The sequence below is a fragment of the Dietzia sp. MNB45 genome, assembly GCF_051994785.1.
Taxonomy (GTDB): Bacteria; Actinomycetota; Actinomycetes; order Mycobacteriales; family Mycobacteriaceae; genus Dietzia; species Dietzia kunjamensis.
The window spans coordinates 3,211,071-3,232,365 of sequence record NZ_CP163397.1; the positions used below are offsets into that span (position 1 = coordinate 3,211,071).

Sequence of the window (21,295 nt, forward strand, 5' to 3'; positions counted from 1 at the left end):
TTTCTTCCCAAGGGGGTGGCAATGTCGTTGCACGCGACGTTGCGGTTCTCCGACCCGGGGGCGTTCGCGGCGCAGTCGATCAGGGCGCACGAGTCCGCCCTGGCCGGTGGGCTCCCCCCCGATCTGGACTCACGGCTCCTGCGCGCATGGAGGCGCAGCGGGGAGGCCGGCGTCTCCACCGACCAGGAACTCCCGGCGAGCGTGCTGTCCGGCGACGAACTCGTGACCGCTCGAGCGGACACCCCGCTGCGTCACATCGCGGACGACGTCGTCTCCTCACTGGCGGACACCTCCGCGGCCGGGCGACACGTGGTCGTCATCTCCGATGTCCGTGGTCGCGTGCTCTGGCGCTCGGGCAGTGCGCAGGTGCTCCGTCGGGCGGATTCGATCGCGTTCGCCGAGGGGGCCGACTGGTCCGAGCGGGGTATCGGCGCCAACGGGATCTCGATGGCGCTGGACGCAGGGACGCTCACGCACGCCACGGCGGGGGAGCACTTCGTGCGCGCCCACCACGGATGGACGTGTACGGCGAGTCCCATCAGGGACCCCCACGGACGGGTCCTCGGTGTCCTCGACGTCTCGCATCCCCTCCGGTTCTCGTGCGCCGAGACCGTCTCGCTGGTCCGGTGCGGTGTCCGCCTCGCCGAGACGCTGTTGACCGCCCGGGGCACCGCGACCCCCGCCGTCGCCCCCGGGCCGGATACCCCCGGCCCGCACGACCCACATTCCGAACCCGATGGGACGCGCTCCCCCGTGACCTCGATCCGTCTTCTCGGGTGGAAGCCGGCGGTGGTCCGTGCCGACGGGACCTCCGTCGCCCTGACCCCGAGGCGGGCAGAACTCCTCGCGCTCCTGGCCTCGCGGGAGGCGTGGTCAGCGCGCGCCCTGTCCGAGGCCCTCTATGACGACGGGTCCGCCACGACCACGGTGAGGGGCGAGGTCCGGAGACTTCGCCAGGCCACCGGTCTGAGCATCGGATCGCAGCCCTACTGTCTGGCGGCGCACGAGCGGCAGTGTGTGGACTACTTGTCCGTCGAGCATCCTGATGACCTCCTGCCGGACTCGGAAATCCCGGCGATCGTCGACCTGCGGTACGGGATCTGACCCCGCACCCCTCCCGGCCGGTCCGTGACACCGGACACGCGGACCGAGGTGGCACAATCGCAAGGTATGACGCCTGAGACCACGGGACGAACGCTCCACCAGCTGCGCACGCTCGACCAGTCCTCCAAGCTCAAGGACGTCCTCTACGAGATCCGCGGGCCGGTACTGGCCAGAGCCCATCAGCTCGAGGCCGAGGGTCACCGCATCCTCAAGCTGAACATCGGCAACCCCGCGCCGTTCGGGTTCGAGGCGCCGGACGTGATCATGCGGGACATGATCGCCGCGCTCCCCCACGCGCAGGGCTACTCGGAATCCAAGGGCATCCTGTCGGCCCGCCGGGCGATCTTCACGCGCTACGAGCTGGTCCCGGACTTCCCTCGTCTCAGCGTCGACGACATCTACCTCGGCAACGGCGTGTCCGAGCTGATCACGATGACCATGCAGGCGCTGCTCGACGACGGCGACGAGGTCCTCATCCCGGCGCCCGACTACCCGCTGTGGACGGCCATGACGTCGCTCGCGGGCGGCAAGCCCGTCCACTACCTCGCGGACGAGGACGACGACTGGAACCCGTCGCTCGAGGACATCGCCTCCAAGATCACCCCGCGCACCAAGGCCATCGTGGTCATCAACCCCAACAACCCCACCGGCGCGGTCTACTCGCGTGAGGTCCTGCAGGGGATCGTCGATCTCGCCCGCGAGCACAGCCTGCTCATCCTGGCCGACGAGATCTACGACCGGATCGTCTACGACGAGGCCGAGCACACCTCCATCGCCACCCTCGCCCACGACCTGCTCGTGCTGACCTTCAACGGACTATCCAAGACCTACCGCGTGGCGGGCTACCGGGCGGGGTGGCTGGCGATCACGGGCCCCAAGGCGCACGCGGCCGGCTTCCTCGAGGGGTTGGAACTACTGGCGTCCACCCGCCTGTGCCCCAACGTGCCCGCGCAGCACGCCATCCAGGTGGCGCTCGGTGGCTATCAGTCGATCAACGAGCTCATCGAGCCCGGCGGCCGGCTGCACGAGCAGCGGGGCATCGCGTGGGAGAAGCTCAACACGATCCCGGGCGTGAGCTGTGTCAAGCCCATGGGCGCGCTGTACGCCTTCCCCAAGCTGGACCCGAACGTCCACGAGATCCACGACGACCGGCTGTTCGCCCTTGACCTGCTCGAGCAGGAACGGATCCTCATCACCCAGGGCACGGGCTTCAACTGGCCGGACCCCGACCACTTCCGGGTGGTCACCCTGCCCGCCTCTCGCGATCTGGGTGTGGCGATCGAGCGGATCGGCAACTTCCTGGCCTCGTACCGGCAGTAGCGGCGGGAGGGTCAGGCCCGGGTTCGTGCCACGGGCGACGGCCCGGTGGATCCCGGCCCGGCGGGTGACGCCGACGGCACCGGCACCCCGCGTCCGAGGGCTCGGTAGGTCCAGCCGGCGGCGCGCCAGTGGTCGGCGGGCATGCAGTTGCGTCCGTCCAGCAGCACCCGGCCGCGCGCCACCCCGGTGACCGCGGCCGGGTCCAGCTCGACGAACTCCGGCCACTCGGTGGCCACCAGCACCACGTCCGCACCCTCACAGGCGGCCAGCGCCGACCCGACGTACGTCAGCGTGGGAAACAGGGCCCGGGCATTGTCCAGGGCCTGTGGGTCGTACACCACGGTGCTCGCGCCCTTGAGCGAGAGCATCCCCGCCACGTTCAGCGCCGGCGAGTCCCGCACGTCATCGGAGTTCGGCTTGAACGCCGCCCCCAGCACGGCGACGGTCTTGCCGATGACCGTCCCGCCGCACGCCTCGACGGCCAGGTCCACCATCCGCTCGCGTCGGCGCATGTTGATCGAGTCGACCTCCCGCAGGAACGTCATCGCCTCGTCCGCGCCCAGCTCACCGGCGCGGGCCATGAAGGCTCGGATGTCCTTGGGCAGACACCCACCGCCGAAGCCCAGGCCGGCATTGAGGAAGCGCCGCCCGATCCGCTTGTCCATGCCGATCGCATCGGCCAACACCGTCACATCGGCGCCGGCGGCCTCGCAGACCTCCGACACCGCGTTGATGAAGCTGATCTTGGTCGCCAGGAAGGCGTTCGCGCTGACCTTGACCAGCTCGGCCGTGGCCAGGTCGGTGACGATCACCGGGCACGGATCGGCCTCCAGGATCGGCGCGTACGCCTCTTCAACCAGCTCCCGCGCGAGCCCCAGTGCCGACTCACCGCCGGCCAGGCCGATCACGATCCGATCCGGCGTCAGGGTGTCCGCCACGGCGAAGCCCTCGCGGAGGAACTCCGGGTTCCACAGCACCTCGACGCGCACCCCGTCCGGGGCGCGGGAGTCGGCGATCTGTTGCAGCCGCGCGGCCGTGCCCACCGGCACCGTCGACTTGCCCACCAGCGCCGCATCCGCGGACAGCAGGGGCGTCAGTCGCGCCACGACGTCCTCCACGTGCGAGGTGTCGGCAGCGAACTCACCCTTGCGCTGCGGGGTCCCGACCCCGATGAAGTGCAGGTCCGCGAACGCGGCCGCCTCGGCGTAGTCGGTGGTGAACCGCAACCGCCCCGACTCCACGTGCCGCAGCAGGATCTCCGGCAGCCCCGGCTCGTAGAACGGCACCTCGCCCCGGCGCAGCCGCTCGATCTTGGCCTCGTCGACGTCCACCCCCAGCACCTCGTGGCCCAGCTCGGCCATGCAGGCGGCGTGGGTGGCACCGAGGTACCCGGTCCCGAACACGGTCATACGCATGGCGCTGTTCTACCCCGTCGACGCGGCGCGGTGGGAACGGGCTGGTGAACGGAGGGCGAGCAGTGCGCGCCGGATGGCCGCCGCCGTCCGCCGGGTCACCGGAAGTTCAGGTACGCCTTGGAGGCGGTGGGGCCGCGCTGGCCCTGGTACTTCGAGCCCACGGAGGCACTGCCGTACGGGGTCTCGGCGGGACTGGAGAGCCGGAACAGGCACAGCTGGCCGATCTTCATCCCGGGCCACAGCGTGATGGGCAGGTTCGCCACGTTCGACAGCTCGAGGGTGATGTGGCCGTCGAACCCGGGGTCGATGAAGCCGGCGGTGGAGTGCGTGAGCAGCCCGAGTCGACCGAGCGACGACTTGCCCTCGAGCCGGCCGGCCAGGTCGTCGGGCAGGCGGAGTCGCTCGAGGGTGGCCCCCAGGACGAACTCGCCGGGGTGCAGGACGAACGGGTCCCCCTCGGCGGGCTCGACCAGTTCGGTGAGCTCGTCCTGCTGCTGCGCGGGGTCGATGTGGGTGTAGCGCGAGTTGTTGAAGACCCGGAACATCCGGTCGAGCCGGACGTCGATGCTCGACGGCTGGATCAGCGCGGGGTCGAGAGGGTCGATGCCCAGCCGCCCGTCGGCGAGCTCGGTACGGAGGTCACGGTCGGAGAGCAGCACGGTCCTGAGGGTACCGCGCGCCCCCGGCGAGCAACCGGAGCTGGGTCCCCAGCTCGGTGACGTCCGTGCAGGCCTCGGCGAACGGCAGCCGTTCGCGCCGCGCGCGGCCCTCGCGGTCCGTCAGCTCGAGGTCGACGCCGGCGCGGTCGATGCCGATCAGGAGGGGGCGCTCGGCGGGCAGGCACCGGCAGACACGCAGGGCCAGCCGCGGCACCACCTGGCAGCGCGGATCGTTGAGGTGGTCGAGCCAGTGCCCCTCGAGGTCGGTGAAGGGGTCGGGCCCAGAGGTGGCGAGGTCGTCGAGGGCGATGTCGGTGACGCCGGAGTCGTCGGTGAGCAGGATCCGCTCCGTCCGGAGCCGGACGAGCGCCGACTCGGATCCGACCCCGAGCAGGGCCGAGTCGGGCAGGTCTCGCGCGATGCGGGTGGCGGCGTGGCGTTGGGCGCGCGTGTCGATCTGTTCGACCAGTCCGTCGACGACGACGAGGCGGCGACACCGGCCCCGGGCTGCCCCGCCGAGGATCTCGTCGAGCACCTCGAGACGGGCGTGCACTCCCCCGGAGGGGCTGGCGGCGGCGTCGGCCGTCGGGATGACCAGGCTGAGGTCTGCCGTGCCGGGAGCCCGGTGCACGAGCGCGACCGCGGGGGCGGCGGCTCCGGGGGAGCCGTCGGTGGGAGCGGGGAGGCTCAGCGTGGCCCTCGGGCAGCGCCGCAGTGCCGAGCTCGCCCGTTCGGCTGGCTCGGGAACGGGTCCCACCAGTGATCGCATGCCTTCGCCCTCTCGTCATCGCGGTCCCGGCCTTCTCCGTTCCGGCGCCTCAGGGGTAGTGGCGCCGGAACGGAAAACACCGGAGCGGGGACGTGACTACCCGCAGCGATTAACTTAGGTAAGGCTTACCTGTAAAGGCAAGGGCTTTCAGCGAATTCTTGTGAAGTGATTCACCGACTCAGCGACGAGAGTTGGCCGAGAACGTCGTCGGAATCGGCGCAGACCTGCGCGAACGAGAGCCTGACGAGGTCGCGGAACCCGCCACCGGTCGATCCGATGAGGAGGTCGACCCCGTACCGGTCGATCGCGACGATCCGCGGATCCGCGCCCGCGATCTGCCGCCCGGCACGCAACGCGAGACGGGAGGCGAGCCCGGTGTCGGCGGCGAGGCGGTGCAGCCAGACCTGCTCGTCGACGCCGATCGGGTCGACCGCCGCGGCGGCGAGGGACGCCCGGGGCACCACGTGGACGCCGTCCGCGGTGAGGTAGGTGATCTCGAGCGGCTGCAACTCGCTCAGGCGGAGCGACCCGCCCTCTGCGTTCGGGCCCGTCCCGCCCCCGTCGGCGGTGACCAACCTGCGCCGACGCGCCGGGGACGAGGCCGTCACGATCCCGGAGAGGGTGACAACCCCCCGGGCGACAGCGCAGTCGTCGTCGTCGCCCCCGGCAGCGCGCCCCCCACCGCCGGACCCTCGGCGTCCCGCACCACACGACGCGGGGCGGCCGTCGAGAGCGAACGACGGGCGCGGCGCGGAACCCCGGCACCGACCGGTACACACGGTGTCGACGATCTCGACGGTGGCGGTGGCTCCGGCGGCCGCGACCGGGTCGACGTCACCGGCCTCACGCGACATGCCTCCCACGTCGACCACCAGGACGATCACCCCGTCGTCCCGGACGCGCGCCGAGCGCAGCGGCCGCCTGAGGATCCCGGCCTCGATGGTTCCGGCCGCACCGCGGGCGAGCACCGTCCGCACCCGCTCGGCGATCGGCCGCTCCATGGCCTCGTGCACGTCCACCACGCACCTCCTGCAGGGCTGAGCCCGCGGACCGGCCACCCGGTCGCACAAATCGGACTGTCCTCCAGTTCAGCGCATGGCGCGACCGTTTCGTTCCCGAACCGGCCCTCGAAACCACGTGAGACCTGCCACATCCCGACGCTCCCGCGGCCCGGCGACCCCCTGGAGGGCCTGGCGGATATGCACCGACCCCCGCTGACGTGGTGAAATAGGCGCATGGACGAGATCAGGGACGAGCCCTCGAGGTACTTCTGGCGCTGGACCCAGTGGTCGTGGGTGTGTGTCGGCGTCGCCGTACTCATCGTGCTGATGGGGATCACCGGCGGCGGATCGGTCACGCCGTGGATCATTGGCGCGATCGCGGTGGCGGTGATCGGGGGCGTGGCGTTCGGATTCGTCCCCCGCGCGTCGCTCAACCAGCCCAAGCGGCCGATGACCACGGGCGCGAAGCGCAAGTCCGCCCGGAAGTGACCCCACCGCGCCTGCGGCCACCGGGGCTCGTGCTAATCTGAAGCCGCCTCCAGCAGGCACTGCCGATGTAGTTCAATGGTAGAACTTCTGCTTCCCAAGCAGACAGCGCGGGTTCGATTCCCGTCATCGGCTCCGCAAGACGAGAGGCCTTCCCAGATCGGGAGGGCCTCTCGTCATTCAGGAGATCACTCGGTCTTGCCGTTGTCCCCGCCGCGGCGGCGCAGGAGTTGGAATCCGGGGATGCCGGCGACCGCCTCGAGGCACTGTTGCGCCACCTCGAGGATCTGATGGACCTCGGGGGCAACGGTGTCCAGTGAGGCCAGGACCGGCATGACGTCGTTCTCAAGGGTGTCCCCCAGCGCCGGCAGGTGGTCGATGAACTGGATGACCGCCTTGACCTCGTCGGGGTCGACCGATTCGAGGACGTCGTCGGCGATCGGCTCGAGCAGTCGGATCGTCTTGTCCGCCCACGCCAGGACCTCGGTCATCCGGGTCGCCACGACACGAGCGGTCTCCACGTCCAGGTCGGCGTCCACGAGCAGTGCCTCGACGACCGGCTTGACCTGCGCGAAGGTGGAGTCCGCGAAGTCGACGAGGGGGACGACCCGTTCGATGAGCCCGCCTGCGTCGAGGACCAGATCGTCGGCGGTGTCCACCGTCGTCCGGACTCGAGCCACCACGCCCTCGGCGGACTCGACGGTGCTCCCCACCCGTACGACCACACCCTCGGCGGAATCGATCGTGCCGTCCACGCGCCGCACCACCCCCTCCGCGGAGTCGATCGTGCCGCCCACGCGACGCACCACCCCCTCGGCGGAGTCGATCGTGCCGTCCACGCGACGCACCACCCCCTCGGCCGAGTCGACGGTCGAGCCCACCCGCCCGACGATCCCCTCGGCGGCGGACACCGTGACGGCGACCTCGTCGACGACCCGGTTGGCCCTGGCCACCGTGGTGCGGACACCGTCGACCGTGTCGACGGCGGTGGCCACGATCCCGTCGATCTGGCGCACGGTGCGACTGACCTCGTCGAGCAGGTCCTGGATCCGGACGACCACGTCCTCCACGTCCGCGAGCAGCACGAGCACCCGGGCGGGCAGCATGAGCAACTCCCTGGCCATTCGCAGCTCCCACTCCACGACCCGGAACGCCGTTCCCACCACGGAGGAGGCAGAGGGAACACGGAGCTGGATGTCGGCCATGCGCTGATTGTGCCTGAACCGCCCACCCCGGGCAGCCGGTCCGCTCACCATGGAGGCAGCAACGGTTCCGACCGGTCGGGCCGCGATCTCGAAGGAGCGAGCGATGGACGCACGATGGGTCGCCGATTTCGCCGAGCTACGGCTCGCGGACGCACCGGAGTACGGCGGGAAGTCCGCGAATCTCGGGGAGATGACGGGCGCGGGGTTCCCGGTGCCGCCGGGCTTCTCGGTGGGCCAGTCCGCCTACCTCGCCGCGATGGAATCGGCCGGTGTCCGGTCGCGCCTCTACGACGGCCGGGTCCCTGCCGACGGGATGAGCGAGGCGGAGCTGATGTCCCTCGCGGCGGAGTTCAGCGGCACCGTCGCCGGGGTCGAGATGCCGCCGCGACTGCGCGAGGACATCGTGGCGCACTACCGGTCGCTGGGGTCGGACGTCCCCGTGGCGGTGCGTAGTTCCGCGCCCGCGGAGGACGCCGGTGACACCTCCTTCGCGGGGATCCACGAGTCGTACACGGACGTCGTCGGCGAGGAGGCCGTGCTCAAGGCGGTTCAGGACTGCTGGTGCTCGTTGTGGACGCCGCGCGCCATGACCTACCGGGCGGTGTCGGGGTACGACGACGAACCGTCGATCGCGGTGGTGGTGCAGAAGATGGTCCGTTCCGACACGTCGGGCGTGGCCTTCACCGCCGACCCCCGCACCTCCCAGGTCGACCGCGTGGTGATCGAGGCGGCGTTCGGACTCGGCGAGGTGGTGGTGGGCGGCAAGGTCGAACCCGACACGTACGTCGTGTCCAAGGCAGATCTGAACCTCCTCACCGTGCACGTGGGCCGGAAGGTCGCCCGGATCGTCGCGGGCCGCACGGTCGACGGGCTCGTCCCCGTTCCGGAGGCCGAGCAGTTGGACCGGGTGCTCGACGACGACCAGGTGCGCCGGGTCGCCCGCCTGGCCGTGATGTCCGAGCAGCACTACGGCGTGCCACAGGACACCGAGTTCGCCTTCGAGGACGGTGAGCTGTACATCGTGCAGACCCGCCCGATCACCACTCTGGACGCCGAGGCGGGGCGTGCGGGCGATCCCGTCGGCGCGGGGGGCGAGGTGGAACCGATCGTCTCCGGACTCGGCGCCGGGCCCGGCACGGCGATCGGGACAGCGCGCGTCCTCACCGAACTGGCGGACGGGGTGAACCTGGCCGCCGGCGAGATCCTGGTGGCCACGATGACCGACCCCGACTGGCTGCCGATCCTCCAGCGCGCCGCCGCGATCGTCACCGACGAGGGGGGCGTGACCTGTCACGCCGCCATCGTGGGGCGCGAACTGGGGCGTCCCGTGATCGTGGGCACGCGGTCGGCGACCGCCGACATCGCCGACGGGCAGACCATCACCGTCGACGGCACCGCCGGCGTCGTCTACCCGGGAGAGGTGCGCGCGGCCGAGGCGCCGCAGGCTCCCGCCGATGCCGGTGCGGCTCCCGAGGTGCGCACACGCGAGGTCACCGCCACCGCCGTCTACGTCAACCTCGCAACGCCCGACGCCGCGGCGCGGGTCGCGGCGATGGACGTCGACGGCGTCGGCCTGCTGCGGGCGGAGTTCCTCATCACCAGCGCTCTGCAGGGGTTGCACCCGCGCCGGCACATCGCGGAAGGCAGGACGGAGGAGTACGTGGAGCGGATGGCCTCGGGGATCAGCACCATCGCCGCCGCCTTCGATCCGAGGCCCGTGGTGTACCGCGCCACCGACCTGCGGTCCAACGAGTTCCGGGGGCTGCTCGGAGGGGAGGTGGAGGCCGAGGAGCGCAATCCGATGATCGGCTACCGGGGCTGCTTCCGCTACACCCGGGAGCCTGACCTGTTCCGGTTGGAACTGGACGCGCTCAAGCGGGTGCGGCGGCGGCACCGGAACCTGCACCTGATGATCCCGTTCGTCCGGACCGGGTGGGAGCTGCGGGCCTGTCTGGACATCATCGACGCCCACCCGATCGGTCGCGACACGGGGCTCAAGCGCTGGATCATGGCCGAGGTGCCCTCGGTGGTGCACTGGATCCCCGAGTACGCCGCCATGGGCATCGACGGCGTATCGATCGGTTCCAACGATCTCACCCAGTTGACGTTGGGGGTCGACCGCGACTCGGAGGTGTGTGCGGACCTGTTCGACTCGATGGACCCGGCGGTGCTCGCGTTCATCGACCAGATCATCGACCGCTGCCACGAGTCCGGCCTCACCGTGTCCCTGTGCGGACAGGCGGCGTCGACCGATCCCCGTATGGCCGAGCACCTCGTCCGGAAGGGGGTCACGTCGGTCTCCGTCACGCCGGACTACGCAGAGGTGACCCGGCGGACCGTCGCCCGGGCCGAGCGGACGATCCTGCTCGACGCCGCCCGGGCCGCCTCCCGTCCGGGACACGAGTGACCGCGCGGCGCGCCCTCGCAGGTCCGCGCCGAAATCAGAGCCTTCCCTCACCTTGGACTGTTTGCTGACAACGCACTAGCATCAGTTTTGTTACCGGCGAGTAGGTTCCGGCGTACCAGTGGTTACGTGCACCGACTCCTCGGGCGCGACACAGTCATGACACCGCACTCCGAACGGAGAAGACCGTAATGGGTCACTACAAGAGCAACGTCCGCGACCTCGAGTTCAACATGTTCGAGGTCCTGCGTATGAACGAGGCACTCGACGCCGGCGAGTTCGGCGACATGGACACCGAGACCGCCAAGGGCATCCTCTCCGAGGTCGCGACCCTGACTGAGGGCCCGGTCGCGGAGTCCTTCGCCTCCGCCGACCGCAACCCGCCGGTGTTCGACCCCGAGACCCACTCGGTCTCCATCCCGGAGGACTTCAAGAAGTCCTTCAAGGCCTGGTACGACGCCGGCTACTGGTCGATGGGACTGCCGGAGGAGCTCGGCGGGATGCCGGCCCCCCGCGCGATGGTGTGGGCCACCGGCGAGATGATGCTCGGGGCCAACCCGGCGGCGTTCATGTACGGCGCCGGCCCCGCCTTCGCCGCCGTCCTCTACGAGAACGGCACCGAGGAGCAGAAGCAGTGGGCCGCCACCTGCGTCGAGCGCGGCTGGGGAGCGACCATGGTCCTCACCGAGCCCGACGCCGGCTCCGATGTCGGTTCCGGCCGCACGAAGGCGATCAAGCAGGACGACGGCTCCTGGCACATCGAGGGCGTCAAGCGCTTCATCACCTCGGCCGACTCCGACGACATGTTCGAGAACATCTTCCACCTGGTCCTGGCGCGCCCCGAGGGCGCCGGCCCCGGCACCAAGGGCCTGTCGCTGTTCTTCGTGCCGAAGTTCCACTTCGACTTCGAGAAGAACGAGATGGGCGAGCGCAACGGGGTGTTCGTCACCGGCGTCGAGCACAAGATGGGCCTCAAGGTCTCCACGACCTGCGAACTGACCTTCGGCGGTCACGGCGTGCCCGCCAAGGGCTGGATGGTCGGCGGCGACGAGCTCAACCAGGGCATCCGTCAGATGTTCGATGTCATCGAGCACGCGCGCATGATGGTCGGCACCAAGGCCATCTCCACCCTGTCGACCGGCTACCTCAACGCGCTCGAATTCGCCAAGGAGCGTGTCCAGGGCGGCGACATGACCGAGATGGCCGACAAGACCGCCCCGCGCGTCACCATCACCCACCACCCGGACGTGCGGCGTGCGCTGATCCGCCAGAAGGCGTTCGCCGAGGGTCTGCGCGCGGTGTACATGTACACGGCGGCCCACCAGGACGTCGAGACCGCCGCGCGCGTCTCCGGCGCCGACGGCGAGCTGGCCCATCGGGTCAACGATCTGCTGCTGCCGATCGTCAAGGGCGTCGGTTCCGAGCGCGCCTACGAGCTGCTCACCGAGTCGCTTCAGACGTTCGGCGGGTCGGGCTTCCTGCAGGACTACCCGATCGAGCAGTACATCCGCGACGCCAAGATCGACTCCCTCTACGAGGGCACCACCGCGATCCAGGCACAGGACTTCTTCTTCCGCAAGATCGCCCGTGACCGCGGCACCGCCGTGGGCCACGTGTCGGCGCAGATCAAGCAGTTCCTGGACAGCGACGCGTGCGGCGGCCGACTGGCGGCCGAGCGGGAGCTGCTCGCGACCGCTCTCGCGGACGTCGAGGCCATGATCGGCACGTGCTTCGATCACCTCATGGGTTCGCAGGACGACCCCAAGCGCCTGTACACGGTCGGGTTCGCCTCGGTGCGCGTCCTCATGGCGTTCGGTGACCTCATGATGGGCTGGCGTCTCCTGGTCGGCGCAGAGGTCGCCCTCGGCGCGCTGGACGGGGCGTCCGACGACGACAAGGACTTCTACAACGGCAAGATCGCCGCCGCCCGGTGGTTCGCCAAGAACGAGCTGCCCCTGATCAGCGCCACCCGCGCGATCGTCGCAGACCTCGACAACGAGCTGATGGAGCTGGACGAGTCCGCGTTCTGATCCCCACCTGACGGGCCCTTCCGGGTCCCCACCGTCGATCCGCCGCCCCGGCCCGGGCGGCGGATCGACTCGTTTCGCCGGATGCGGGCAGCCCACCCCACGAATCCGCTACCCGGATTCCGGATCCGCTATGCCTATGGGAGTAGCGGATCCGGAATCCGGGTAGCGGATTCGGCGCTCTAGTTGCCGGGTACGCCGGGAATGCGGAACTCCGGCAGGCCCGGGATCCGGATCGGGTCACCGGGTCCGGGGAGCGGGGGCGGCGGTGGTGGCGGCGACGAGGTGGGATCGTCGTCCTCCGGAGTCTCGGCCCGGCACACGATCCGGTCTCGCGGCGCGTAGCTCGACGAGACGGTGTCGGTGCTCACGGTGTCGCCGCCGCGCAGGACGACCCGGGTCACGCGGGCGGTGTACCCGTCCGCGCCCGGACTCGGGGTACACCCGGCCGTGCCGACGACCCGGGTCTGGGCCCGCCGGATGTCGGTCCGGGGGGCCGTCGAGACCCTCACCGTGTACTCGGGCGTCCCCCACAGCCGGACCGTCACCGAGTTGCCGCTACCCGAGGCATCGATCACCAGGCCGGTGTCCTGGGCGTTTCGGAATCCGACGTCGGCCGAGGCGGTGGCATCGCGGCCCGCCGGGAACGCGTCGCCGTCGACACCGCGGGAGCTGCGGACGAGGTCCTGTGCGCCGGATTCGAACGCCGCGTTGAACAGGGCGGTGGCGACGGCGTCGGCGGACACGTCTCCGGAGACCGTGCCGGCGACCTCCGCCATGGAGAAGCTCCCGCCTGCCGGGATGAAGTGCCCGGCCAGCGAGGCGATCATCGACTGGGCCTGTCCGCTCGCGCCGACGGCCACGGTGAACTGGCCGACGGGCTCGCGGATGCCGGCCTGCTCGGCCTCCGCGGTGGTCAGCTCGGGGTCGCGGCCCACGTAGCCGACGGGGAGCACACGCGGGCCGTCGACGTCGGTGAGTTGCCCGGGCAGCCGACCGAGCAGCGGGCCCCATTCGACGGTGCGTCCCTGGACCGCGGGCACGATGGTGGCGCTCGACCCGCTGAACTCGAAACTCGCGTCCCTGCCCACCTGCTCGGTCTCCTCCAGGAGCGGGTCCAGGATCCCCTTGGCGGCGTCGGCGTCGAAGCGGGGCTCGAGCACGTCGCCCTCGCGGACGAAGCTGAGGTACTCCCCGATCCGGTCGCGGGGGAACAGCACCGGCACCGCGCCCGGGTCGCCCGGGTCGACCATCTCGATCTCCCGCTCGGGGGGCTCGGGCCGCTCGCGCCCGGGGCCCGGTGGCGGGGCGGGGAGCCTGGTGGTGACGGTGGTGGTCGCCGGCTCGGTGCCGTCGTCGCGCATCCGCGACGCCAGCAGCGTCAGGTCCCGGGAGGCGGCGGGCTCGGCCACGTCCCGGATCAGCGCCCGCACCTGTTCGGCGTCGGTCTCGGTGGGCGTGTAGTCGACGGGCAGGTCCACTCCGTCGTCGTCGAGCCAGTGCTCGAGCACCGCGTCGCGGGAGTTCTCGATCTGTAGGCGCTGCCCGTCGAGCGGGATGGCCGAGCGGACCTGATCCCGGTCGAACCAGATGGCGCCCTCGCGGGGTTCGAAGTCCGCCTGGAGGGCGAGGCGCTCGAGGAAATCGGTCAGCCGTGCGTCCGGGATGACGCTGGCGATACCGACCTCGGTCGACCACACCACGCTGATCAGCCGCTTCAGCGGGTTCAGAGGCTGTTCACCGCCCCGGTCGAGCGTGCCCTGCCAGTCCACCGACAGGCCGACCGAGTCGGGGTCCAGCGTGGTCGACACGGCCCCGGCGCGCAGATCCACCTCGTCGTCGACCCGCGGTCCGAGCTCGGCGATCAGTCGCCGTTCGGCGTCGGCGGTCCGCATCCCGCCCACCTGGATGCCGGCGACCTCCGTCCCGCGCGGGACCCGGCCGATGCTGTGCACGAGATCGAAGCCGTACAGGACCGCGAGTGCCATGAACAGGCCTACACCGGTGTAGATCCACCGCGACCGCACCCGGTACCGATGTCGGTCGGACGCAGCCGGGTGCGGGCCCGCGCCCTCGATCGCGACGGGGCGTGCCGGGGTGTCGTCATCGTGGGACTCGACCACGCGTCATCCACCTCCTCCCGAGCGGGGGACGGCGGAACCCCGCGGGCCGCCGGCCGGGGACGTCCCCGCCCGAACCACTGTGAACACCACTATGACGGACCGATACCGATGAGTGCAGCCCCCGCGCCGGACGCGGGGGCTGCGCTCATCGGACTCACGGGACGAGCCCGCGGCGAGGTGGACGAGGTGCGGGGGTCAGCGCTCCACGATCGCGGTGACGCCCTGGCCGCCCGCGGCGCAGACGGAGATGAGCGCCCGGCCGGAGCCCTTCTGCTCGAGCAGCTTGGCCGCGGCGGCCAGGATGCGGCCGCCGGTGGCGGCGAACGGGTGACCGGCCGCCAGCGACGAGCCGTTGACGTTGAGCTTGGAGCGGTCGATCGACCCCAGGGCCTTGTCCAGGCCCAGACGCTCGGTGCAGTACTCCTCGGACTCCCACGCGGCCAGGGTGGCCAGCACCTGCGAGGCGAACGCCTCGTGGATCTCGTAGTAGTCGAAGTCCTGCAGGGTCAGGCCGTTGCGGGCCAGCAGCCGCGGCACAGCATAGGTGGGGGCCATGAGCAGCCCGTCGGGCGTGCGACCGTCGTGGCCGTGGACGAAGTCCACCGAGGCGGTCTCCGAGTCCACCAGGTAGGCGCGGACCGGCAGCTTGTTCTCCTTCGCCCACTCCTCGCTGGCCAGCAGCACGGTGGAGGCGCCGTCGGTCAGCGGGGTGGAGTTGCCGGCCGTCATGGTGGCCTCGGTGCCGTGGGCCTCGGCGTCGCGCTTGCCGAAGACCGGCTTGAGCTTGCCCAGCTTCTCTTCGGAGGAGTCGGGCCGCATGTTGTCGTCGCGGGCCACGCCGAGGTACGGCGTCACCAGGTCGTCCTGGAACCCGGAGTCGTAGGAGGCGGCGAGGTTGTGGTGGCTGGCGACGGCCAGCGCGTCCTGGTCTGCGCGCGTCACCCCCATCTCGCGGGCGGTGATGGCGGCGTGCTCACCCATCGACAGCCCGGTACGCGGCTCGGCGTTCTGCGGCTGCTCGGGCACGAGGCCCTGCGGGCGGATCTCACCGAGGAGCTTCAGGCGGTCGACGGTGGACTTGGCGGAGCTGACCTTGATGAGGGTCTTGCGCAGGTCGTCGTTTACGGAGAGCGGCGCATCCGAGGTGGTGTCGGTGCCTCCGGCGATGCCGGACTCGATACGCCCGAGGGCGATCGCGTCGGCCACCTGGATCGCGGCGGCCAGGCCGGTGCCGCAGGCCTGCTGGACGTCGTAGGCCGGGCTGGCCGAGTCGAGCACCGAGCCGATCACCGACTCGCGGGTGAGATTGAAGTCGCGGGAGTGCTTGAGCACGGCGCCGGCGACGACCGACCCGACGCGCTTGCCCTGGAGGTTGTAGCGGCTGGCCAGTCCGTCGATCGCGGCGGTGAGCATGTCCTGGTTGGAGGCGTCCGCGTACTTGCCGTTCGAGCGGGCGAAGGGAATTCGGTTGCCGCCGACGATGGCGACCTTGCGGGGGCTGGTGGTCACGTGTGTCACTCCCGTTGTGTTCTCGGTGTCCGGTGGCCCGAAACGCGGCCCTGCACGTATTGTTACTCAGCAGTAAGTTATTTGTCGACCCGTAGTACCGCACCTCTCCAGGAGATGATCGCCATGGCACAGGGCAACCTCGACCTCTACTCACAGTTCGTGACCTCGGCCCCGGGGTCGTTCATCGCCGGCAAGGTCGGCCTCCCGCAGCCGGAGCAGCTGCGCCGGTACGAGGCCGGGCAGCCCGCCCTGCACGGTCCCGTCCTCATCGGCGGCGAGGGCCGCCTGGCCGAGCCCGTCCGGGAGATGCTGGCCGGCGACTACGAGCTGGCCGCCGCGGGCGCCGAGGGCAAGTTCGCCGGTCTCGTCTTCGACGCCACCTCGCTGCGTCGCCCGGAGGACCTCAAGGCCCTGTTCGAGTTCTTCAACCCGGTCGTCCGCAACGTCGCCGCCAGCGGCCGCATCGTCGTACTGGGCACCACCCCGGAGGAGACGGGCTCGGTCGAGGAGCGCATCGCCCAGCGCGCGCTCGAGGGCTTTACCCGCTCGCTCGGCAAGGAGATGAAGCGCGGCTCCACCGTCCAGCTCGTGTACGTCTCCCCCGACGCCGACGCGGGAGCCTCCGGACTCGAGTCCACCCTGCGGTTCATCCTGTCCGGCAAGTCGGCGTACGTCGACGCGCAGGTGTTCCGCGTGGGGGCCGGCTCGGCCACCGCCCCGGCATCGTGGGACCGCCCGCTCGAGGGCAAGCTCGCCGTCGTCACCGGCGCCGCCCGCGGTATCGGCGCCGAGATCGCGGCCGTGCTCTCCCGCGACGGCGCGCACGTGATCTGTTGTGACATCCCGGCCGCCGGCGAGTCGCTGTCCGCCACCGCCAACAAGGTCGGCGGCACCTCGCTGCCGCTGGACGTCACCGCCGCCGACGCCGCCGAGGTCCTGGCCAAGCACGTGACAGAGCGTCACGACGGCCGCGTCGACGTGCTCGTCCACAACGCCGGCATCACCCGTGACAAGACGCTGGCCGGCATGGACAGCGCCCGCTGGGACTCCGTCATGGCCGTCAACCTCATCGCCCCCGAGCGCATCACCGCCGAGCTCGCCGAGAAGGGCGTGCTGGGCGAGGGCTCGCGCGTCGTGGGTGTGTCCTCGATGGCCGGCATCGCCGGTAACCGCGGCCAGACCAACTACGCGGCCTCGAAGGCCGGTGTCATCGGGTTCGTCAACGGCGCCTCGGCCGAGCTGGCCTCGAAGAACGTCACCGTCAACGCCGTGGCGCCGGGCTTCATCGAGACGCAGATGACGGCCGCCATCCCGTTCGCCACCCGCGAGGCCGGCCGTCGCATGAACTCCATGCAGCAGGGCGGTCTGCCGGTCGACGTGGCCGAGACGATCGCCTACTTCGCCAACCCCGCCTCGTCCACGGTCACCAACAACGTGATCCGCGTGTGCGGCCAGTCCCTGCTGGGTGCGTGATCTGACGTGGAGTACACCCGCCTTCCCGCCATCCCCAATCTGCTCGCCCAGTACGGCAAGGCCGCGGTGGGAGCCATGCCCGTCGTGGGCGGCTCCCGCGACGGTAAGTCCATGCCGTCGAGGGGCGTCGAGGTCGCCGGCGTGCGCGTGGACGTGGCCAACCTGGCCGCCTACGCCCGCGTCTGCGGCCTGCGACTGACGGACGAACTGCCGCTGACCTACCCGTTCACCCTCGCGTTCCCGCTGAGCATGCAGCTCATGCTGGATCCGGACTACCCGGTGCCGGCGATGGGGTCGGTGCACCTGACCAACGAGATCGAATCGCGCCGCCCGCTGCGGGTCGGCGACGAGCTCAACATCCGGGCGCACGCCGAGAACCTGCGTGAGCACCCCGCCGGGTTGCTGCTGGACGTGGTCACCGAGATCCGAACCGGTGACGACGACGAGCCCGCCTGGGTGCAACGGTCGGGCCTGCTCTCGAAGCGGCGGACCTCGCTGACCCCGGCCAAGGACGCCCCGCGCCCGCCGAGGCCCGAGCCGCCGACCGCAGCCGAGATCGGCGACCCCACCGTGGTGAAATCGGTGTCCGAGGCGCAGATCGCGGAGTACGCGGCCGTGTCCGGGGACCGCAATCCCATCCACGTGTCCAAGGTGGGCGCGAAGGCGTTCGGCTTCCCGAACGTCATCGCCCACGGCATGTGGACGGCCGCCACGCTCCTCGGCACGGTCGAGGGCGGGATCCCCGAGCGGGCCCGCTACTCGGTGGAGTTCGGCAAGCCCGTGATCCTGCCGGCCAAGCTGGGCATCTACGCCCGTCGCGGCGGCGCGGGTGATCCCGCCTGGTCGTTGACCGTGCGCAATCCCAAGAAGCTGGGCACCGTGCACGCGACCGCGAGCATCGAGGAGCTCTAGGCCCCACCCGGCGCGCGGCCCGACCGGGCCCCGGCGTCGAGAAGAGCGTCCCGCACACGTCGCCCGAGAGGCAGGTGTGCGGGACGCTCTTCTCGTTGGCTGGCCGGAGCCTCCGGGCCGGAGCCTCCGAGCCGGTACCGCCGGGACGAGATCCGGTGTCGCGCGGGCCGCGCGTCGAATAGGTTCGGCCGCACGGGGAGCCCTACCGCATCCCCTGATCCCGGCCCAGGAGTAGCCGTGCACCGCACCGAGTTCCCCCGTCTCCTCTCCCGGCTGGCCGCCCTCGTGGCAGTGGCCGTGGTCGTCACCCTCACCGGCTGCTCGACGACCGGCGATCCGGACGGCGGCGGTTCCGGTGGCGTGGGCTCCGGTGGCGTCGGCTCCGGTGGCGCCCCGGGCGCCGACCGACCCGGGTCGCAGCCGCCCGGGCGAGCGCTCCCGGCAGGCCCTGCCGTCGAGGTGGAGACGGTCGCCGACGGGCTGACGATCCCCTGGGACGTGGTCCGGGACCCCGAGGGCGTCATCGTCACCGGCGAGCGGGGTTCGGGCACCCTGTACGCGATCCGCGGGAACGGTGAGCGGACCGTTGTCGAGGCGGGCGTCGGCGATCTGTACGACCGGGGCGAGAGTGGCCTGATGGGAATGGCGCTGGCGGCCGACTTCGCCACCAGCCGCGAGGTGTACACCTGCCACTCCGACGCCGCGGAGAGTGACAACCGGGTCACCGCGTGGACCGCAGCCGAGGACTGGTCGACCCTCGAGGCGCCTCGCGTCCTGGTGGACGGCATTCTCCTGGCCGAGCGGGGGTTGCACTCGGGCTGCCGCATCCTGGTCCACCCGGACGGCACTCTGTACATCGGCACCGGCGATGCGTTCACCGGCCCGGCGTCCCAGGACCTCGATAGGTTCTCGGGCAAGATCCTGCACATCACCCGCGACGGCGAGCCGGCCGGCGACACCATCGGCGACTCCCCCGTCCTGACGTACGGCCACCGCAACGTGCAGGGGCTGGCGCTGCGGCCGGACTCCGGTCAGATCGTCGCCTCCGAGCATGGTCCGGACGTCGACGACGAGGTGAACCTCGTGCTCCCCGGGTCCAACTACGGATGGGATCCGAACTCCGGCGGTCGGTACGACCAGAACGTCCCGATGACCGACACCGGCGACTTCCCCGATGCTGTGGAGGCGGTGTGGCGATCGGGGGCCCCCACACTCGCTCCGGGCGGGATCGCGTTCCTCGACGACCCCGCGTGGGGCGAGTGGGACGGGGCCCTGGCGGTGGCCATGCTCAAGTCCAGCCAGGTCGTCCTCATGACGCTGTCCGAGGACGGCTCCACCGTCACGCGGACCGCGGCGATCCTGCGCGGAGAACACGGCCGCCTGCGATCCATCACCCACGAGCCCGGCGGGTCGCTGCTCGTCACCACCTCCAACGGCGGGGGCGAGGACGAGATCCTGCGCGTCCGGCCCGCAGCAGGCTGAGACCCCACCCCGGCCCCGGCCCCGGCCCCGGAGCGGTACCGGTCCGGTACCGCCGGTGCCACATCACCCCTAGGTTGTGGGCCGCACCACATTTGACGCCACACTCCAGGGAGATCTCCGTGCCGTACAGCTCCACTCCTCGCGCGCCCCGCGCAGCCGCCCGTTCCCGCGCCCGAACCGCTGTCGGTCTCGCCGCCGCGGCCACCGCCGTGACTCTCGCGCTGCCTGCCGTGGCATCCGCCCAGCTCGGCTCCGTCGGGGCCGGTTCGGTGGACACGGGTTCCGTCCCGCCTGGCCTGCTGTTCCCGCCGACCCCCGGCATCGGTGCCGGACCGGACGTCGAGATCGTCGAGGGCCCGGCCGTCGAGACCGCCGTCGTCATGAACGGGCTCAACATCCCCTGGGACGTGGTCCGCGCCCCGGACGGCACCCTCCTCACCGGCGAGCGCGGTGGCCGGATGCTCGTGCAGCGCCCAGGCGAGGAGCAGCGCACCGTGTCGATCGACCTGCCGGGTCTGTTCCGCCAGTCCGAGAGCGGACTGATGGGCATGGCCGTCGACGAGGGCTTCGACCAGAACCGCGAGATCCACGTGTGCTGGTCGCGATCGGCCGGCGGCGAGCGCGACAACCGGATCACCACGTTCACGGTCGACGAGAACTGGACCACCATGACCAAGGCCCGGGACACCCTCATCGGGATTCCCCTCGGCGCGGAGGGCATCCACAGCGGCTGCCGTCTGCTCGCCGCCCCCGACGGGTCGATCTACGTGGGCACCGGGGACACGTACAACGCCACGGGTCCGCAGTCCACCGACTCCCTGGCCGGCAAGACGCTGCACATCAACCCCGACGGGACCCCGGCCACCGGCGACTCGGTGATCAACACCATCGGACACCGCAACGTCCAGGGGCTCGCGATCCAGCCCGGAACCGGAAACCTCTACTCCGCCGAGCACGGCCCGGACGTCGACGACGAGGTCAACCTCCTCCAGTCCGGCGGGAACTACGGCTGGAACCCGAACGTCGCGGGGCAGTACAACCAGAATGTGCCGATGACCGATACCGAGGAGTTCCCGGACGCGATCGAGGCGGTCTGGTCCTCCGGGGCCCCGACCCTCGCGCCCGCCGACATCGAGTTCCTCGGACCCGAGTGGGGCGAATGGGAGGGTGCGCTGGCGATGGCCAACCTCAAGACCCAGAAGTTGGTCCTGCTCCGGCTCGGCGAGGACGGTCGCTCGGTCGTCGATGGGTCGGTGCTGCTCGAGGGCGAGTTCGGTCGCCTGAGGTCCTTGACCCCCGAGCCCGACGGCTCGCTGCTGGTGACGACCTCCGACGCCGACAACCGGGACCAGGTTTTCCGGGTCAGCCCGGCGGACGCCTGAGGCCCGGACACCTGAGACCCGGAC

16 protein-coding genes and 1 tRNA gene are annotated in these 21,295 nt (G+C 70.9%); 10 read left to right on the plus strand and 7 right to left on the minus strand.

Annotation, left to right across the window (positions count from 1 at the left end; translation table 11 throughout):
- Positions 1-21: 21 nt before the first annotated feature.
- Both AB5G72_RS15390 and AB5G72_RS15395 read left to right on the plus strand, forming a co-directional pair.
- Complete coding sequence (locus AB5G72_RS15390; protein WP_440220316.1) at positions 22-1,104, plus strand: GAF domain-containing protein; 1,083 nt, start codon at positions 22-24, stop codon at positions 1,102-1,104.
- A gap of 66 nt (positions 1,105-1,170) precedes the next feature.
- Entirely contained in the window at positions 1,171-2,424 is a 1,254-nt protein-coding gene (locus AB5G72_RS15395) for a pyridoxal phosphate-dependent aminotransferase (protein ID WP_069389501.1), read from the plus strand.
- 11 nt (positions 2,425-2,435) lie between these two features.
- Here AB5G72_RS15395 and AB5G72_RS15400 read toward each other — a convergent pair whose 3' ends face one another.
- The 4 genes from AB5G72_RS15400 to AB5G72_RS15415 all read right to left on the minus strand — a co-directional run bounded on the left by AB5G72_RS15400 (position 2,436) and on the right by AB5G72_RS15415 (position 6,286).
- The gene (locus tag AB5G72_RS15400; protein WP_440220317.1) at positions 2,436-3,839 is read right to left on the minus strand and encodes a UDP-glucose dehydrogenase family protein; all 1,404 of its coding nucleotides are present in this window, start codon (positions 3,837-3,839) and stop codon (positions 2,436-2,438) included.
- A gap of 95 nt (positions 3,840-3,934) precedes the next feature.
- On the minus strand, positions 3,935-4,498 hold the full coding sequence (gene dcd, locus AB5G72_RS15405) for a dCTP deaminase (RefSeq protein WP_067719486.1): 564 nt from the start codon (positions 4,496-4,498) through the stop codon (positions 3,935-3,937).
- Positions 4,479-5,267, minus strand: a complete 789-nt coding sequence (locus tag AB5G72_RS15410; protein ID WP_440220318.1) for a hypothetical protein — start codon at positions 5,265-5,267, stop codon at positions 4,479-4,481. The genes dcd and AB5G72_RS15410 overlap by 20 nt, the downstream gene beginning before the upstream one ends.
- A 170-nt stretch (positions 5,268-5,437) precedes the next feature.
- Positions 5,438-6,286, minus strand: coding sequence for a hypothetical protein (locus AB5G72_RS15415; protein ID WP_440220319.1), 849 nt, complete (start codon positions 6,284-6,286; stop codon positions 5,438-5,440).
- Between the two features lie 216 nt (positions 6,287-6,502).
- Between AB5G72_RS15415 and AB5G72_RS15420 the strand changes: the two genes are divergently transcribed.
- Together AB5G72_RS15420 and AB5G72_RS15425 are read left to right on the plus strand one after the other, a co-directional pair.
- On the plus strand, positions 6,503-6,757 hold the full coding sequence (locus AB5G72_RS15420; protein ID WP_067719492.1) for a hypothetical protein: 255 nt from the start codon (positions 6,503-6,505) through the stop codon (positions 6,755-6,757).
- A 61-nt stretch (positions 6,758-6,818) separates the two neighbouring features.
- Positions 6,819-6,889: transfer RNA gene (locus AB5G72_RS15425), tRNA-Gly, on the plus strand.
- A 53-nt stretch (positions 6,890-6,942) separates the two neighbouring features.
- On the opposite strand, the gene AB5G72_RS15430 is transcribed toward AB5G72_RS15425, so the two are convergent.
- Positions 6,943-7,959, minus strand: coding sequence for a methyl-accepting chemotaxis protein (locus tag AB5G72_RS15430; protein WP_268092671.1), 1,017 nt, complete (start codon positions 7,957-7,959; stop codon positions 6,943-6,945).
- 103 nt (positions 7,960-8,062) lie between these two features.
- On the opposite strand from AB5G72_RS15430, the gene ppsA reads away from it, so the two are divergent.
- Positions 8,063-10,366 carry a phosphoenolpyruvate synthase gene (ppsA, locus tag AB5G72_RS15435; protein WP_440220320.1) on the plus strand — a complete coding sequence of 768 codons (2,304 nt, stop codon included), beginning with the start codon at positions 8,063-8,065 and terminating at the stop codon, positions 10,364-10,366.
- Between the two features lie 188 nt (positions 10,367-10,554).
- A complete protein-coding gene (locus AB5G72_RS15440) occupies positions 10,555-12,393 on the plus strand; it encodes an acyl-CoA dehydrogenase (RefSeq protein ID WP_120286447.1) in 1,839 nt (612 codons plus the stop codon).
- 179 nt (positions 12,394-12,572) lie between these two features.
- Here the strand turns inward: AB5G72_RS15440 and AB5G72_RS15445 are convergent, their stop codons facing one another.
- Together AB5G72_RS15445 and AB5G72_RS15450 are read right to left on the minus strand one after the other, a co-directional pair.
- The gene (locus AB5G72_RS15445; RefSeq protein ID WP_440220321.1) at positions 12,573-14,513 is read right to left on the minus strand and encodes a VanW family protein; all 1,941 of its coding nucleotides are present in this window, start codon (positions 14,511-14,513) and stop codon (positions 12,573-12,575) included.
- 195 nt (positions 14,514-14,708) lie between these two features.
- On the minus strand, positions 14,709-16,022 hold the full coding sequence (locus AB5G72_RS15450; protein ID WP_120286449.1) for an acetyl-CoA C-acetyltransferase: 1,314 nt from the start codon (positions 16,020-16,022) through the stop codon (positions 14,709-14,711).
- A gap of 123 nt (positions 16,023-16,145) precedes the next feature.
- On the opposite strand from AB5G72_RS15450, the gene AB5G72_RS15455 reads away from it, so the two are divergent.
- From AB5G72_RS15455 to AB5G72_RS15470, 4 genes are all read left to right on the plus strand, one after another.
- Positions 16,146-17,495 carry a 3-oxoacyl-ACP reductase gene (locus tag AB5G72_RS15455; RefSeq protein WP_069389503.1) on the plus strand — a complete coding sequence of 450 codons (1,350 nt, stop codon included), beginning with the start codon at positions 16,146-16,148 and terminating at the stop codon, positions 17,493-17,495.
- Between the two features lie 6 nt (positions 17,496-17,501).
- Positions 17,502-18,407, plus strand: a complete 906-nt coding sequence (locus tag AB5G72_RS15460) for a MaoC/PaaZ C-terminal domain-containing protein (RefSeq protein ID WP_120286450.1) — start codon at positions 17,502-17,504, stop codon at positions 18,405-18,407.
- A gap of 237 nt (positions 18,408-18,644) precedes the next feature.
- The gene (locus AB5G72_RS15465) at positions 18,645-19,889 is read left to right on the plus strand and encodes a PQQ-dependent sugar dehydrogenase (RefSeq protein ID WP_440220323.1); all 1,245 of its coding nucleotides are present in this window, start codon (positions 18,645-18,647) and stop codon (positions 19,887-19,889) included.
- Between the two features lie 119 nt (positions 19,890-20,008).
- Complete coding sequence (locus tag AB5G72_RS15470) at positions 20,009-21,271, plus strand: PQQ-dependent sugar dehydrogenase (protein ID WP_440220324.1); 1,263 nt, start codon at positions 20,009-20,011, stop codon at positions 21,269-21,271.
- Positions 21,272-21,295 lie beyond the last annotated feature (24 nt).

Excerpts from the sequence above, each read along its gene's own strand:
- AB5G72_RS15390 (WP_440220316.1), top strand. The coding sequence starts at position 22 with ATGTCGTTGCACGCGACGTTGCGGTTCTCCGACCCGGGGGCGTTCGCG.
- AB5G72_RS15400 (WP_440220317.1), bottom strand. The coding sequence starts at position 3,839 with ATGCGTATGACCGTGTTCGGGACCGGGTACCTCGGTGCCACCCACGCC.
- AB5G72_RS15455 (WP_069389503.1), top strand. The coding sequence starts at position 16,146 with ATGGCACAGGGCAACCTCGACCTCTACTCACAGTTCGTGACCTCGGCC.
- AB5G72_RS15440 (WP_120286447.1), top strand. The coding sequence starts at position 10,555 with ATGGGTCACTACAAGAGCAACGTCCGCGACCTCGAGTTCAACATGTTC.
- AB5G72_RS15410 (WP_440220318.1), bottom strand. The coding sequence starts at position 5,267 with ATGCGATCACTGGTGGGACCCGTTCCCGAGCCAGCCGAACGGGCGAGC.
- ppsA (WP_440220320.1), top strand. The coding sequence starts at position 8,063 with ATGGACGCACGATGGGTCGCCGATTTCGCCGAGCTACGGCTCGCGGAC.
- AB5G72_RS15420 (WP_067719492.1), top strand. The coding sequence starts at position 6,503 with ATGGACGAGATCAGGGACGAGCCCTCGAGGTACTTCTGGCGCTGGACC.
- AB5G72_RS15395 (WP_069389501.1), top strand. The coding sequence starts at position 1,171 with ATGACGCCTGAGACCACGGGACGAACGCTCCACCAGCTGCGCACGCTC.
- AB5G72_RS15430 (WP_268092671.1), bottom strand. The coding sequence starts at position 7,959 with ATGGCCGACATCCAGCTCCGTGTTCCCTCTGCCTCCTCCGTGGTGGGA.